Below are 13,693 nucleotides of genomic sequence, written 5' to 3'. Positions count from 1 at the left end.
ACCATGAGCACGATGGAACGCATCCTGCGCCTGATGCAGGAGAAGAAGGCCTCCGACCTGTTCCTGTCGGCCAACGCGCCCGCGCAGCTGAAGATCAACGGCCTGACCGTGCCGATCAACAGCCAGGTGCTGCCGTTCGACGCGCCCGTCAAGCTGCTGGCCGAGGTGGTCTCTGCGCAGCAGATCCAGGAGCTCGACCGCACCGGCGAACTCAATGCCGCGGTGTCGCTGAGCGGCGTCGGGCGCTTTCGCGTCAGCGCCATGCGCCAGCGCGGCAGCTACGCGGTGGTGGTGCGCTACATCAACACCGAGATCCCCACGCTGGAGTCGCTCAAGGTGCCCGCCGTGCTGGCCGACTTGGTGCAGCGCCGGCGCGGCCTGCTGCTCGTGGTCGGCGCCACGGGCGCCGGCAAGACGACCACGCTGGCGGCCATGATGGACCACCGCAACGAGCGCCAGAGCGGTCACATCCTGACCATCGAGGAGCCGATCGAGTTCCTGTTCAAGAACAAGAAGTCTATCGTCAACCAGCGCGAGATCGGCACCGACACGCAGTCGCTGCAGGTCGCTCTCAAGAACGCGCTGCGCCAGGCGCCCGACGTGATCCTGATCGGCGAGATCCGCGACCGCGAGACCATGTCGGCGGCCATCGCCTACGCCCAGACCGGCCACCTGTGCCTGGCCACGCTGCACGCCAACAACAGCTACCAGGCGCTCAACCGCATCCTGAACTTCTATCCGGTCGAGGTCCGCCCCACCATGCTGGGCGACCTGGGCGCCGTGCTGCAGGCAGTGGTCTCCCAGCGGCTGCTGCGCACCGTGCGCGGCGACCGCGTGCCGGCGGTGGAGGTGCTCATGAACACCGCGCTGGTGTCCGAGCTGATCGAGCGCGGCGACTTCTCCGGCGTCAAGGAGGCCATGGAGAAGTCCATCGCCGAAGGCTCGCAGACCTTCGAGGCCGACATCGCGCGGCTCATCACCGAGGGCGTGATCGAGCGCCAGGAAGGCCTGTCCCACGCCGATTCGGCCACCAACCTGATGTGGCGGCTGCAGAACGACTTCACGCGCGGCGCAGCGGCCACCGCACCCGCCGTGCCGGACGACGAACCCTCGTTCACCGAGATCACGCTGGACGTGAAGAACTGATCCCATGCATTCCACCCTGCGCCTGGCCGAGCAACTGATCGCCCAGCCTTCCATCACCCCCGAAGACGGCCGATGCCAGGCCCTGATCGCCGAGCGCCTGGCGCCGCTGGGCTTCGCCTGCGAGTCCATCGTCAGCGGCCCGGCAGATTTCCGAGTGACCAACCTGTGGGCACGCCGCGCCGGCAGCGCTGCCGCTGCGCGCACGCTGGTCTTCGCTGGCCACACCGACGTGGTGCCAACCGGCCCGCTGGCGCAGTGGGCCAGCGACCCGTTCACGCCCACGCACCGCGACGGCCGGCTCTATGGCCGCGGCGCCGCGGACATGAAGACCTCGCTGGCCGCCTTCGTCGTCGCCACCGAGGAATTCCTCGCCGCCACGCCCGCGCCCGCGCTGTCGATTGCGTTGCTCCTGACCAGCGACGAGGAAGGCCCGGCGCGCGACGGCACGGTGGTGGTCTGCGAGCGGCTGGGTGCGCGCGGCGAGCGCATCGACTGGTGCATCGTCGGCGAGCCGACCTCGGTCGAGCAGACCGGCGACATGGTCAAGAACGGCCGGCGCGGCACCATGGGCGGCAAGCTCACGGTGCTGGGCATCCAGGGCCACATCGCCTATCCGCAGCTGGCGCGCAACCCGATCCACCAGGCGCTGCCGGCGCTGGCCGAGCTGGCCGCGACCACCTGGGACCAGGGCAACGCCTTCTTCCAGCCGACCAGCTTCCAGATCAGCAACATCCACGGCGGCACGGGTGCGAGCAACGTGATCCCGGGCGAGGTGGTGATCGACTTCAACTTCCGCTTCTGCACCGAGTCCACGGCCGAAGGCCTGCAGCAGCGCGTGCGCGAAGTGCTGGACCGCCATGGCCTGGCATACCGGCTGGACTGGACCGTGGGCGGCCTGCCGTTCCTGACCACGCCGGGCCCGCTGGTCGACGCCGTGCGCGAGGCGATCACGGTGGAGACCGGCTTGACGACGGAACTGTCGACCACGGGCGGCACCAGCGATGGCCGCTTCATCGCCCAGATCTGCCCCGAGGTCATCGAACTCGGCCCGCCCAACGCCACCATCCACAAGATCGACGAGAACGTGCGCGTGGCCGACATCGAACCGCTCAAGAACATCTACCGCGGCGTGCTGGAGCGGCTGGACCGGTCGCTGCGGTGAGCACCGTCCTGCAGACCATCGAGGCCGCGGCCACGCGGCTGGAGCAGGCCGGCGTGGCCTTCGGCCACGGCACGCTCAACGCGTTCGACGAGGCCGCATGGCTGGTGCTGTGGCGCCTGGGCCTGCCGCTGGATGCCCTGGACGATGTGGCCGAGCAGCGTGTGGACGCCAACGGCCAGGCCCAGGTCGATGCGCTGCTGGACGAGCGCATCGCCAGCCGCAAGCCTGCGGCCTACCTCACGCACGAGGCCTGGCTGCAGGGCGTGCCCTTCTACGTGGACGAGCGCGCCATCGTGCCGCGTTCCTTCATCGCCGAACTGCTGGCCGATGGCAGCATCGACCCCTGGCTGGGCGAACACACGCACCGCGTGCTGGACCTGTGCACGGGCAACGGCAGCCTGGCGGTGCTGGCGGCCATGGCCTGGCCCGACGTTCAAGTGGAGGCTGCCGACCTGTCGCCCGACGCGCTGGCCGTGGCCCGCATCAACGTGGACAAACACGCGCTGGCCGACCGCATCACGCTCATTGAATCTGACGGACTGGCCGGCGTGTCCGGCCCATTCGACCTGGTGCTGTGCAATCCGCCCTACGTCAACAGCGCCAGCATGGCCGCCCTGCCCGCCGAATACCAGGCCGAGCCGACGCTGGCGCTGGCAGGCGGGAAAGACGGGATGGACTTCGTGCGCAGGCTGCTGCAGGAGCTTTCTGCGAAAATGGCCCCTTTCGCGGTGTTGGTGCTGGAAATCGGCAATGAGCGCCCCTACTTCGAGGCTGCATTCCCTGCCCTCGAAGTCGTGTGGCTGGACACCAGCGCTGGCGCAGACCAGGTGCTGCTGGTGACGCGCGAAGCACTCGGCCTCCTTTAATCCTTTCGATCACCGCAGCGTGGTGATCCGGTTCACCATGATCACCCTCAAGAACGTCGTCCTGCGCCGCAGCGCCAAAGTGCTGCTCGACAGCGCCAGCGTCACCATCAACCCCGGCGAGAAGGTCGGCCTGGTCGGCCGCAACGGCGCTGGCAAATCCACGCTGTTCGCGCTGCTCAACGGCACGCTGCACGAAGACGGCGGCGACTTCTACGTGCCGCCGCAGTGGCGCCTGGCCCAGGTGGCGCAGGACATGCCCGAGACCGAGCAGAGCGCCACCGACTTCGTGATCGAGGGCGACACCACGCTCTTGGCCGCGCAACAGGAGGTGGCCGCCGCCGAAGCCTCCGACGACGGCGAGCGCATGGCCAATGCCTACATGGCCTTGTACGACGCCGGCTCGGGCGATGCCCAGGCGCGCGCGCAGGCGCTGATCCTCGGCCTGGGCTTCAAGACCACCGAACTCGACAACCCGGTCAACAGCTTCTCGGGCGGCTGGCGCATGCGTCTGCAGCTGGCGCGTGCGCTGATGTGTCCGTCCGACCTGATGCTGCTCGACGAGCCGACCAACCACCTGGACCTGGACGCCCTGGTCTGGCTGGAAGCCTGGCTCAAGCGCTACATGGGCACCTTGCTGGTGATCAGCCACGACCGCGAGTTCCTGGACGCGATCACCGACGTGACGGTGCACATCGAGGCCGCCAAGCTCAACCGCTACGGCGGCAACTACACCAAGTTCGAGGACATGCGCGCCGAGAAGATGGAGTTGCAGCAGGCCTCGTTCGCCAAGCAGCAGGACAAGATCGCCCACCTGCAGAAGTTCATCAACCGCTTCAAGGCCCAGGCCAGCAAGGCCAAGCAGGCGCAGAGCCGCGTCAAGGCGCTGGACCGCATGGAGAAGATCGCGCCACTCTTGGCCGAGGCCGAGTTCAGCTTCGAGTTCAAAGAGCCTGCCAACCTGCCTAACCCGATGCTGTCGATGGCGGACTGCACCTTCGGCTACCCGCCGCCAGGCGACGCGCCCGCTGGCACGCCGCCCACGGTGATCGTGCAGAAGGTCAACAAATCGGTGCTGGCCGGCCAGCGCATCGGTATCCTGGGCGCCAACGGGCAGGGCAAGTCGACGCTGGTGAAGACGGTGGCGCGTGCACTGCAGCCCATCGAAGGCCAGATCACCGAAGGCAAGGGCCTGAACATTGGCTACTTCGCGCAGCAGGAACTCGACGTGCTGCGCCCGGCTGACAACCCGCTGGAACACATGATCCAGCTCGTCAAGGAAACCACGGCCGCGGGCAGGCTGGCCGGCCAGGCCACGCGCGAGCAGGACCTGCGCAGCTTCCTCGGCACCTTCAACTTCAGCGGCGACATGGTCAAGCAGGCCGTGGGCAGCATGAGCGGTGGCGAGAAGGCGCGCCTGGTGCTGTGCATGATCGTCTGGCAGCGCCCCAACCTGCTGCTGCTCGACGAGCCGACCAACCATTTGGACCTGGCGACCCGCGAGGCCTTGGCCATGGCGCTCAACGAGTTCGAGGGCACGGTCATGCTGGTCAGTCACGACCGGGCCCTGCTGCGCTCGGTCTGCGACGAGTTCTGGATGGTTTCGCGCGGCGGCGTCGAACCCTTCGACGGCGACCTGGACGACTACCAGCGCTACCTGCTCGAGGAATCCAAGCGCCTGCGCGAGGAGCTCAAGGCAGCACCCGCGCCCAAGGCCGCCGCCGCGCCGGCACCGGCCGCCGTCCAGCGCAAGCAGGACGCCCAGAGCCGCCAGGAGCAGAACGAACGCCTGCGCCCGATCAAGAAGCAGATCGAGAAGCTGGACCGCAGCATGGCCGCGCTCACCGAGGAGAAGGCGGCGCTGGAACAACGGCTCACCCAGCCGCTGCCGCCGGCCGAGATCGCCGAGGCCGGCCGCCGGCTCAAGCAGGTCGATGCGCAACTGAGCGCGCAGGAAGAAGAGTGGCTCGGACTGTCCGAGCAATTGGAAACTTCCTGACAAGCGGCCGGCCGGGCTTCATGTACATTGCTGCGGCCTTCCACTTTCATTGCATACACCATGTTCTCTTTGATCGGCACCATCATCGTCGGCTTCATCGTGGGCCTGCTGGCCCGTGCGCTCAAGCCTGGCGACGACAAGCTGGGCATCATCATGACGTCCATCCTGGGCATCGCGGGCTCGCTCCTCGCGGGCTGGGCCGGCCAGAAGATGGGCTGGTACGCGCAGGGTGATCCAGCCGGCTGGATCGCGTCCATCGTCGGTGCCGTCGTGCTGCTGCTCGTCTACGGGATGGTCAAGGGCAAGTAAGCACCATGGCCACGGCGCTGGAACTGGCCCAGGGCGACGAGCGGCTGCTCGCCGCCGTGCGGCGCGGCCGGCGCCTGCTGCACGGCAAGGCCATGGTCGCTGCGGCCGCCAGTGCCGTGCCGGTGCCGGGCCTGGACTGGGCCGTCGATGCAGCTGTGCTGTCGCGCCTGATTCCCGCGGTCAGCGCCGAATTCGGCCTCACGCCCGAGCAGATCGAGCGCCTGGAGCCGCGCCAGCGCGACCAGGTGCAAAAAGCCGTCAACATGGTCGGCTCCGTGCTGATCGGCAAGTTCATCACGCGCGACCTCGTGCTCAAGGCCGCTGCCGCCGTGGGCATGCGGCTCACCGCCAAGCAGGCCGCCAAGTACGTGCCGTTCGCGGGCCAGGCGATCTCGGCGCTGGTCGGCTACAGCGCGATCCGCTTCCTCGGCGAGGAACATCTCAAGGACTGCGTGCGCGTGTCGCGCGAGGCGCAACTCGTGCTGCCCGAACCCACGCCGCGCAAGAGGCTGCTGCTGCCAGGCCGCGCCTGAGCGCCGTGCGCCTCAATGCCGGAACGGCTTGAGGTCCAGCAGAATGGTCATGGTCTGCCGGTTGCCTTCGACGGCCTCCACGATGCGGGCACCGCACTGGCTGGTCTGGCCCGGCCGGCTCTCGTAGGCCAGGCGGCGCTGGAAGCGCGAGGCATCGCCATCAAACAGAAAGCCCACGCGGTGGCCACCAACGCGCACCTCGACCCGGCCGCCCACCTCCCTGGGCGCATGCAGGGTCGCCATGCACATGGGGCCGAGTTCGGCCAGCGCCGCCCGCAGCACGGCCTGGTGGCGCTCTGTGTCGGTGACCGCGAAATCGAAACGGCCCAGGGCCTGCCAGTGGTGCAGGTCGGCGGCTTGCGCATCGCTGCCGGCCCCGGCGCCGAAGTCCGAAACGGCCAGCGCATACAGGTCACCGGCCGGATCAACGCGCGGCCGCACGAGGCGCCACAACACGAACACCGCAGCGCCGCCGCCCAGGGCCATGACCAGTTCAGACATTGAATCCCCCGAGCGCTAGGTGTGCGCGGTTTCTGCAAAGCCTGCGTTCGCGCCACGGTGGCGAAACGCAGTGCAGCAAACAAAGGGTTTTACCGGATTCAGGGTGGCCTGCGCAAGACCCTTGAACAGTCCTTGTCGAATCAGTTGGGCTGGGCCAACTGCTCCAGGATGGCCGGATTCTCCAGCGTGCTGGTGTCCTGTGTGATCGCCTCGCCCTTGGCGATGGAGCGCAACAGCCGCCGCATGATCTTGCCCGAGCGCGTCTTCGGAAGGTTGTCGCCGAAGCGGATGTCCTTGGGTTTGGCGATCGGGCCGATCTCCTTGGCCACCCAGTCGCGCAGCTCCTTGGCGATCTGCTTGGCCTCCTCGCCATGCGGGCGCGGGCGCTTGAGCACGACGAAGGCACAGACCGCCTCGCCCGTGGTGTCGTCGGGCCGGCCGACCACGGCCGCCTCGGCAACGAGATCGGTCTTGGCCACCAGGGCCGACTCGATCTCCATGGTGCCCATGCGGTGGCCCGAAACGTTCAGAACGTCGTCGATGCGGCCCGTGATCGTGAAGTAGCCGGTCTGCGCGTCGCGGATCGCGCCATCGCCGGCCAGGTAGTAGCCCTTGAGCTCGGGCGGGTAGTAGCTCTTGACGAAGCGCTCGGCATCGCCCCAGATGGTGCGGATCATGCCGGGCCAGGGGCGTTTGACGACCAGGATGCCGCCGTGGCCGTGGGGCACGTCGTTGCCCGTTTCATCGACGATGGCGGCAGCGATGCCCGGGAACGGCAGCGTGCACGAGCCCGGCACCAGCGTGGTGGCGCCCGGCAGCGGCGTGATCATGTGGCCGCCCGTCTCGGTCTGCCAGAAGGTGTCGACGATGGGGCAGCGGCCACCGCCCACGTGCGCGTGGTACCACTCCCAGGCGGCGGGGTTGATCGGCTCGCCGACCGAACCCAGGATGCGCAGGCTGGACAGGTCGTACTGCTTGGGGTGCACGGTCTCGTTGCCTTCGGCGGCCTTGATCAGCGAGCGGATCGCGGTCGGCGCCGTGTAGAACACCGTCACCTTGTGGTCCTGGATCATCTTCCAGAAGCGGCCCGCGTCCGGGTAGGTCGGCACGCCTTCGAACACGATCTCGGTCGCGCCAAGCGCCAGCGGCCCGTAGGTGATGTAGCTGTGGCCCGTGACCCAGCCGATGTCGGCCGTGCACCAGAACACGTCGTCGTCCTTCAAATCGAAGGTCCACTTGGTGGTCACGGCCGCCTGCAGCAGGTAGCCGCCCGTGGAGTGCTGCACGCCCTTGGGCTTGCCCGTGGAGCCCGAGGTGTAGAGCAGGAACAGCGGGTGCTCGGCCTCGACCCATTCGGGTTCGCACCTGGACGGTTGCCCCTCTGTCAGTTCGGCCAGCCAGAGATCGCGCGGCGCCAGGAATGGCACGGCCCCGCCTGTGCGGCGGGCCACCAGCACGTTGCGCACGCTCTCGCAGCCGCCCAGGCCAATGGCCTCGTCGACGATGGCCTTGAGCGGCAGTTGCTTGCCGCCGCGCACCTGCTGGTCGGCCGTGATGACGATGGAGGCGCCGGTGTCGGCAATGCGGTCGCGCAGCGCCTGGGCCGAGAAGCCGCCGAACACCACGGAATGGATGGCGCCGATGCGCGCGCAGGCCTGCATGGCCGCCACGCCGTCGATCGACATGGAGATGTAGATGACGACGCGGTCGCCCTTTTGCACGCCCAGCGAGCGGAGCCCGTTCGCGATGCGGCAGGTGCGCTCCAGCAGATCGCTGTAACTGACCTTGGTGACCTGACCGTCGTCGGCCTCGAAGATCAGTGCGGTCTTGGCGCCCAGGCCGCGCTCGACGTTGCGGTCCAGGCAGTTGTATGAGACGTTCAACGTGCCGTCGGCGAACCACTTGAAGAACGGCGCCTGGCTGCTGTCCAGCACCTGGGTGAACGGGTGCTGCCAGCTGATGAACTCGCGCGCCAGGCTGCCCCAGTAGCCCTCGGGGTCGGTCTCGGCCTGGGCCACCAGCTTGTCGTAGGCCGCTCGGCCGGACACATGGGCATTGCGGGCCAGCTCCGGCGGCGGTGCGTACTGGGCGGTGGCTTCGGTCATCTCGTCTCCTGGTGCACGATGCGGATGGTTGGAACGGGACGATTGCATCACATCGCCCGTCACATTGGCCACCAGCATCTACCAGGAACGTTGCACGACCGTGCCCCAAACTTAACAAATGTTTGCACCATGCCCCGATGCCGTCGCAGGCGTTACGCTCGGGCCGACGCCATGCCCACCCACGACCCGTCCTCCGACGCCAGCGCGCCGCTCGCACGCTACCTGACGCTGCAGGCCGGCCTGGACCTGCTGGACCGCGGCCTGTCCATCTTCGACCGCGACCTCAAGCTCGTGGCCTGGAACCGCGCGTACTTGAAGCTGCTCGACTTTCCGCAGGCCATGGGCTACGTGGGCGCGCCGTTCGAGAGCTTCATCGCCTACAACGCCGAGCGCGGAGAGTACGGCCCCGGCAACGCGGCCGCGCTCGTGGCCGAGCGCGTGGCGGCCGCGCGGGCTTTTCGCGCGCACGAGATCGAGCGCACGCGGCCGGGCGGCCAGGTGCTGCGCATCCGGGGCGAGCCCGTGCCCGGCCATGGCTTCGTGACGCTGTACTCCGATGTGACGGCCGAACGGCATGCGGAAGCCACCATCCGCGCCCACACCGAACAGTTGGAAGCCCGCGTGGCCGAACGCACGGCCGAGCTGCAGCGCAGCGAGCAGCGCATGCGCCTGGTGATGGACTCGATCCCCGCCGCCGTGGGCTTCTTCGATGCCGGCCGCACCTACCGCTACCTGAACCGCGCCTACCACGACTGGTTCGGCGTCGACACCGGTGCGCCGGACCGGGCCAGCGCCCGCGCCTTCCTCGGCGATGCGGTCTACGCGGGCGTGCGGCCGCGCGTGCTGCGCGCGCTGCGCGGGCAGTCCCAGAGCTTCGAGTACGAGTTGCAGACCGCCCACGGCGAACATCGCATCGTGCGCACCTCGCTGGTGCCCGAACGCGCGGGCGACGGCAGCGTGAGCGGCTGCTTCGAGCTGACCTTCGACATCACCGAGGAGCGCCGTGCCCAGGTGCTGCTGGCGCGCGCGCACAAGCTCGAATCGCTGACACACCTCACGGGCGGCCTGGCGCACGATTTCAACAACATCCTGACCGTGGTCATCGGCAACCTGGACGCGCTCGCGCGCAGCCAGCCCGAGGATGCCGCCACGCAGGAGTACGTGCTGCCCGCACTGGGGGCCGCACGCCGCGGCGCCGACCTCGTCAAGGGCCTCATGAGCTTCGCGCGGCGCCAGCCGCTGCAGGCCCATTCGGTCAGCGTAGGCGCCCTGCTCGCCACCGTGGCCGGTCTGGTGCGCCGCGTGCTGCCCGACTCCTTGCAGCTGGAGATCGACGCCGGCAGCGAGCCGCTGTGGACCTGGATCGACCCCACGCTGCTCGAGCAGGCCCTCATCAACATGGTGCTTAACGCGCGCGACGCCTGCGAAGCGCAGGGGCCCGCCGCGCGCATCCGCCTGCGCGCCTGCGCCACGCGCATCGATGCGGCTGCCGCCTTGCCGCTGCAACTGTCGCCCGGCGATGCGATCCGCATCGACGTGCAGGACAACGGCACCGGCATGGACGCCCACACCCTGGCCCACCTGTTCGAGCCCTTCTTCACGACCAAGCGCGGCGGCCGCGGCACGGGCCTCGGAATGGCCGTGGTCTACGGCTTCATCAAGCAGTCCGGTGGCGCCGTGGACGTGCGCAGCGCGCCCGGCGAGGGCACGACGGTGTCGGTCTGGCTGCCAGCCGCACAGGCCCCGGCCGAGGCGCCGCGACTGGCGCAGCCCGCCGCGCGCGCCGCGACGCGCCAGCGTGGCCTGGCCCTGCTCGTGGACGACGACGCCCAGGTGCGCCGCGTGGTGCGGCGCAACCTGCTGGAGCTCGGCTACGTGGTGCTGGAAGCCGAGCGCCTGGCCGAGGCGCAGAAACTCCTGGCGGCCACGCCCGACATCGCGCTCGTGCTGACCGACCTCGTGATGGCCGGCCCGCTGGACGGCGTGCAGCTGGCCCGGGCCGCACGCGCGGGCCACTATGCAAAGGCCGTGGTCATCATGACCGGCAACGTGCCCGACGATTGGCCCCGCGATGCGGGCAGCCCGCTGCTGCGCAAGCCCTTCACCACGGAGCAGCTGGCAGCGGCCATCGAACAAGGAAGAACATGAGTGCCGAGACACACCACCGCACCGGCAACGACGCCAGCGCCCCGCCCGCCCTGGTCTACGTCATCGAGGACGATGCCGACGTGGCCAGGCTCGTGCTGACCGCGCTGCGCGACTTCGGCTTCGCCTGCGAGGTGTTCGGCACGGGCGGTGCCGTGCTGCGCCGGCTGCAGTTCGAGAAGCCCGACCTGTGCATCGTCGACCTGGGCCTGCCCGACATGGACGGCCTGGACCTCATGCGCCGCATTGCCGCGGCCTCCAGCGCCGGCGTGCTGATCCTGACCGGCCGAGGCCACACGGCCGACCGCGTGATGGGCCTGGAACTCGGTGGCGACGACTACGTGACCAAGCCCTTCGAGTCGCGCGAACTCGTGGCCCGCGTGCGCAGCATCCTGCGCCGCCGCGGCGCGGCCGCAGGCAGCGCACCGGGCCAGCGCCGCTACGCCAACTTCCTGGGCTGGCGCATCGACTGCGCGGCCAATGTGCTGCGCGCGCCCGACGGCAGCGAACATCTGCTCGGCACGGCCGAGACCCAGGTGCTGCGCTGCTTCGTCGAGCGCCCGCACCAGATCCTCACGCGCGAACAGCTCATGGGCGAGCGCGACCTCTCGCCCACCGACCGCAGCATCGACGTGCGCATCTCGCGCCTGCGCAAGAAGATCGAACCCGACCCGCACGAGCCCGCCATCATCAAGACCGTCTATGGCGCGGGCTACCTGTTCGCGGCCGATGTCAGCTGGGAGTAAGCACGATCTCGCGGCCGCGTATGACGAATGATTGCGCCGCCACCGCAAGCGCGCGCGCCACGCAGAAGATGCGCTCCAGGAACACTACCTGGAGACAAGCATGGCCAAGGCCCCGACGGATGTGGTGCAACGCATCCAGTCCCACCCCCAATACCAGGCGCTGCGGCGCAAACGCAACCGCTTCGGCTGGACGCTCACGGTCCTGATGCTGGCCGTCTACTACGGCTACATCGGACTCATCGCCTTCGACAAACCCTTCCTGGCCCGGGCCATCGGCAGCGGTGTCACGAGCATCGGCATCCCGATCGGCCTGGGGGTCATCGTCTTCACCATCCTCATCACGCTGCTCTACATCCGCCGCGCCAACGGCGAGTACGACCGTGAGACCGCCCAGATCCTGAAGGACGCCACGCAATGAACACGCGCCGCAACACGTTCCTCGCACTGGCGCTGGCCGCCTGTGCAGGCCTCGCACAGGCCGCCGGCGGCGACGTCGGCCAGGCCGCCAAGCAGCCGACCAACTGGATCGCGATCGGCATGTTCGCGGTCTTCGTGCTGGCGACGCTCTACATCACCAAGTGGGCCGCAGGCCGCACCAAGTCGGCCTCCGACTTCTACACCGCGGGCGGCGGCATCACGGGCTTCCAGAACGGCCTGGCCATCGCGGGCGACTACATGTCGGCCGCGTCCTTCCTGGGCATCTCGGCGGCCGTCATGGCCACCGGCTACGACGGGCTGATCTACGCCATTGGCTTTCTCGTCGGCTGGCCCATCCTGACCTTTCTGATGGCCGAGCGGCTGCGCAACCTCGGCAAGTTCACCTTCGCCGACGTGGCCGGCTACCGCTTCAAGCCGGGCCCGATCCGCGCGTTCGCGGCCTCCGGCACGCTGGTGGTCGTGGCCTTCTACCTGATCGCGCAGATGGTCGGCGCGGGCCAGCTCATCAAGCTGTTGTTCGGGTTGGACTACTGGGTGGCCGTGGTCATCGTGGGCGTGCTCATGATGGTCTACGTGCTGTTCGGCGGCATGACGGCCACCACCTGGGTGCAGATCATCAAGGCCGTGCTGCTGCTGTCGGGCGTGACCTTCATGGCCATCATGGTGCTGGCGCAGTTCGGCTTCTCACCCGAGGCGCTGTTCGCCAGGTCGGTCGAGGTGCGCACCCAGATCGCGTCCAACACCGGCAAGACGCCGCAGGAGGCGGCCACCATCGGCCTGTCCATCATGGGCCCGGGCGGCTTCGTGAAGGACCCGATCTCGGCGATCTCCTTCGGCATGGCGCTGATGTTCGGCACGGCCGGCCTGCCGCACATCCTGATGCGCTTCTTCACCGTGCCGGACGCCAAGGAAGCGCGCAAGTCGGTGGGCTGGGCCACGGTCTGGATCGGCTACTTCTACCTCTTGATCTTCATCATCGGCTTCGGCGCGATCACGCTGGTGCTGACCAACCCCGAGTTCGCCGACACCGTGACGGGCGTGATCCACGGCGGCGCCGGTGCGTCGAACATGGCGGCGGTGCTGGTGGCCAAGTCGGTCGGCGGCAACGTGTTCTACGGCTTCATCTCGGCCGTGGCCTTCGCCACCATCCTCGCGGTGGTGGCCGGGCTCACGCTGTCGGGCGCCTCGGCCGTCTCGCACGACATCTACGCCACGCTGATCAAGCACGGCAAGGCCGACAGCACCTCCGAGCTGCGCGTCTCGCGCATCACCACGCTGGCGCTGGGCGTGGTGGCCGTGGTGCTGGGCATTGCGTTCGAGAAGCAGAACATCGCCTTCATGGTCTCGCTGGCCTTCGCGGTGGCGGCCTCGGCCAACTTCCCGGTGCTGTTCCTGTCGATCATGTGGAAGGACTGCACGACGCGCGGCGCCGTCATCGGCGGTTTCCTCGGCTTGATCTCCTCGGTCGGCCTGACGATCCTGTCGCCCTCGGTCTGGGAGGCCACGCTGGGCCACCCGGTGGGCTCGGCGCCCTTCCCCTACGCCTCGCCCGCGCTGTTCTCGATGACCATCGGCTTCGTCGGCATCTGGCTGTTCTCGGTGCTTGACAAGAGCCGCCAGGCCGAGAAGGAACGCGCGCTGTTCGCGGCGCAGCAGGTGCGCTCGGAGACCGGGCTGGGGGCTTCGGCAGCCTCGGCGCACTGACCGCGTCCGTGTTCCGCGTCCTGACGGCCATCTCGCGGAGGC

General features: G+C 68.6%; 12 protein-coding genes. 10 read left to right on the top strand and 2 right to left on the bottom strand.

Annotated features, from left to right (window positions below; all coding sequences use genetic code 11):
* Nucleotides 1–3: 3 nt before the first annotated feature.
* From ASF45_RS08755 to ASF45_RS08730, 6 genes are read left to right on the top strand one after another with little or no spacing between them, the layout of a single operon-like run.
* On the top strand, nt 4–1,146 hold the full coding sequence (locus tag ASF45_RS08755; RefSeq protein WP_056660098.1) for a PilT/PilU family type 4a pilus ATPase: 1,143 nt from the start codon (nt 4–6) through the stop codon (nt 1,144–1,146).
* 4 nt (nt 1,147–1,150) lie between these two features.
* The gene (dapE, locus tag ASF45_RS36355) at nt 1,151–2,308 is read left to right on the top strand and encodes a succinyl-diaminopimelate desuccinylase (protein WP_056660095.1); all 1,158 of its coding nucleotides are present in this window, start codon (nt 1,151–1,153) and stop codon (nt 2,306–2,308) included.
* Nucleotides 2,305–3,174, top strand: coding sequence for a 50S ribosomal protein L3 N(5)-glutamine methyltransferase (gene prmB, locus ASF45_RS36350; RefSeq protein WP_056660092.1), 870 nt, complete (start codon nt 2,305–2,307; stop codon nt 3,172–3,174). Before dapE ends, prmB begins: the two co-directional genes overlap by 4 nt.
* Nucleotides 3,175–3,211: 37 nt before the next feature.
* Entirely contained in the window at nt 3,212–5,170 is a 1,959-nt protein-coding gene (locus ASF45_RS08740; RefSeq protein WP_056660366.1) for an ABC-F family ATP-binding cassette domain-containing protein, read from the top strand.
* Between the two features lie 60 nt (nt 5,171–5,230).
* Complete coding sequence (locus ASF45_RS08735; RefSeq protein WP_056660089.1) at nt 5,231–5,479, top strand: GlsB/YeaQ/YmgE family stress response membrane protein; 249 nt, start codon at nt 5,231–5,233, stop codon at nt 5,477–5,479.
* 5 nt (nt 5,480–5,484) lie between these two features.
* Nucleotides 5,485–6,012, top strand: a complete 528-nt coding sequence (locus ASF45_RS08730; RefSeq protein ID WP_056660085.1) for a hypothetical protein — start codon at nt 5,485–5,487, stop codon at nt 6,010–6,012.
* 12 nt (nt 6,013–6,024) lie between these two features.
* Here the strand turns inward: ASF45_RS08730 and ASF45_RS08725 are convergent, their stop codons facing one another.
* Both ASF45_RS08725 and acs read right to left on the bottom strand, forming a co-directional pair.
* Nucleotides 6,025–6,513, bottom strand: a complete 489-nt coding sequence (locus ASF45_RS08725) for a hypothetical protein (protein WP_156472911.1) — start codon at nt 6,511–6,513, stop codon at nt 6,025–6,027.
* A 140-nt stretch (nt 6,514–6,653) separates the two neighbouring features.
* Nucleotides 6,654–8,618, bottom strand: coding sequence for an acetate--CoA ligase (gene acs / locus ASF45_RS08720; RefSeq protein WP_056660079.1), 1,965 nt, complete (start codon nt 8,616–8,618; stop codon nt 6,654–6,656).
* Nucleotides 8,619–8,789: 171 nt separating this feature from the next.
* Here acs and ASF45_RS08715 point away from each other — a divergent pair, with 171 nt between their 5' ends.
* From ASF45_RS08715 to ASF45_RS08700, 4 genes are all read left to right on the top strand, one after another.
* The gene (locus ASF45_RS08715) at nt 8,790–10,766 is read left to right on the top strand and encodes a PAS-domain containing protein (protein WP_056660076.1); all 1,977 of its coding nucleotides are present in this window, start codon (nt 8,790–8,792) and stop codon (nt 10,764–10,766) included.
* Nucleotides 10,763–11,509, top strand: coding sequence for a response regulator transcription factor (locus ASF45_RS08710; protein ID WP_056660073.1), 747 nt, complete (start codon nt 10,763–10,765; stop codon nt 11,507–11,509). The genes ASF45_RS08715 and ASF45_RS08710 overlap by 4 nt, the downstream gene beginning before the upstream one ends.
* 100 nt (nt 11,510–11,609) lie before the next feature.
* Nucleotides 11,610–11,927 carry a DUF485 domain-containing protein gene (locus ASF45_RS08705; protein WP_056660363.1) on the top strand — a complete coding sequence of 106 codons (318 nt, stop codon included), beginning with the start codon at nt 11,610–11,612 and terminating at the stop codon, nt 11,925–11,927.
* Nucleotides 11,924–13,651, top strand: a complete 1,728-nt coding sequence (locus tag ASF45_RS08700) for a cation acetate symporter (RefSeq protein WP_056660070.1) — start codon at nt 11,924–11,926, stop codon at nt 13,649–13,651. The genes ASF45_RS08705 and ASF45_RS08700 overlap by 4 nt, the downstream gene beginning before the upstream one ends.
* The last annotated feature ends 42 nt before the right edge of the window (nt 13,652–13,693 follow it).

Origin of the sequence: Pseudorhodoferax sp. Leaf265, assembly GCF_001422365.1 — a bacterium.
GTDB lineage: Bacteria > Pseudomonadota > Gammaproteobacteria > Burkholderiales > Burkholderiaceae_C > Pseudorhodoferax.
This window is presented reverse-complemented; position numbering and strand designations above follow the sequence as displayed.

Coding starts and splice junctions, on each gene's coding strand:
- ASF45_RS08755 (WP_056660098.1), top strand. CDS start 4: ATGAGCACGATGGAACGCATCCTGCGCCTGATGCAGGAGAAGAAGGCC.
- dapE (WP_056660095.1), top strand. CDS start 1,151: ATGCATTCCACCCTGCGCCTGGCCGAGCAACTGATCGCCCAGCCTTCC.
- ASF45_RS08740 (WP_056660366.1), top strand. CDS start 3,212: ATGATCACCCTCAAGAACGTCGTCCTGCGCCGCAGCGCCAAAGTGCTG.
- ASF45_RS08735 (WP_056660089.1), top strand. CDS start 5,231: ATGTTCTCTTTGATCGGCACCATCATCGTCGGCTTCATCGTGGGCCTG.
- ASF45_RS08730 (WP_056660085.1), top strand. CDS start 5,485: ATGGCCACGGCGCTGGAACTGGCCCAGGGCGACGAGCGGCTGCTCGCC.
- ASF45_RS08725 (WP_156472911.1), bottom strand. CDS start 6,513: ATGTCTGAACTGGTCATGGCCCTGGGCGGCGGCGCTGCGGTGTTCGTG.
- acs (WP_056660079.1), bottom strand. CDS start 8,618: ATGACCGAAGCCACCGCCCAGTACGCACCGCCGCCGGAGCTGGCCCGC.
- ASF45_RS08715 (WP_056660076.1), top strand. CDS start 8,790: ATGCCCACCCACGACCCGTCCTCCGACGCCAGCGCGCCGCTCGCACGC.
- ASF45_RS08710 (WP_056660073.1), top strand. CDS start 10,763: ATGAGTGCCGAGACACACCACCGCACCGGCAACGACGCCAGCGCCCCG.
- ASF45_RS08705 (WP_056660363.1), top strand. CDS start 11,610: ATGGCCAAGGCCCCGACGGATGTGGTGCAACGCATCCAGTCCCACCCC.
- ASF45_RS08700 (WP_056660070.1), top strand. CDS start 11,924: ATGAACACGCGCCGCAACACGTTCCTCGCACTGGCGCTGGCCGCCTGT.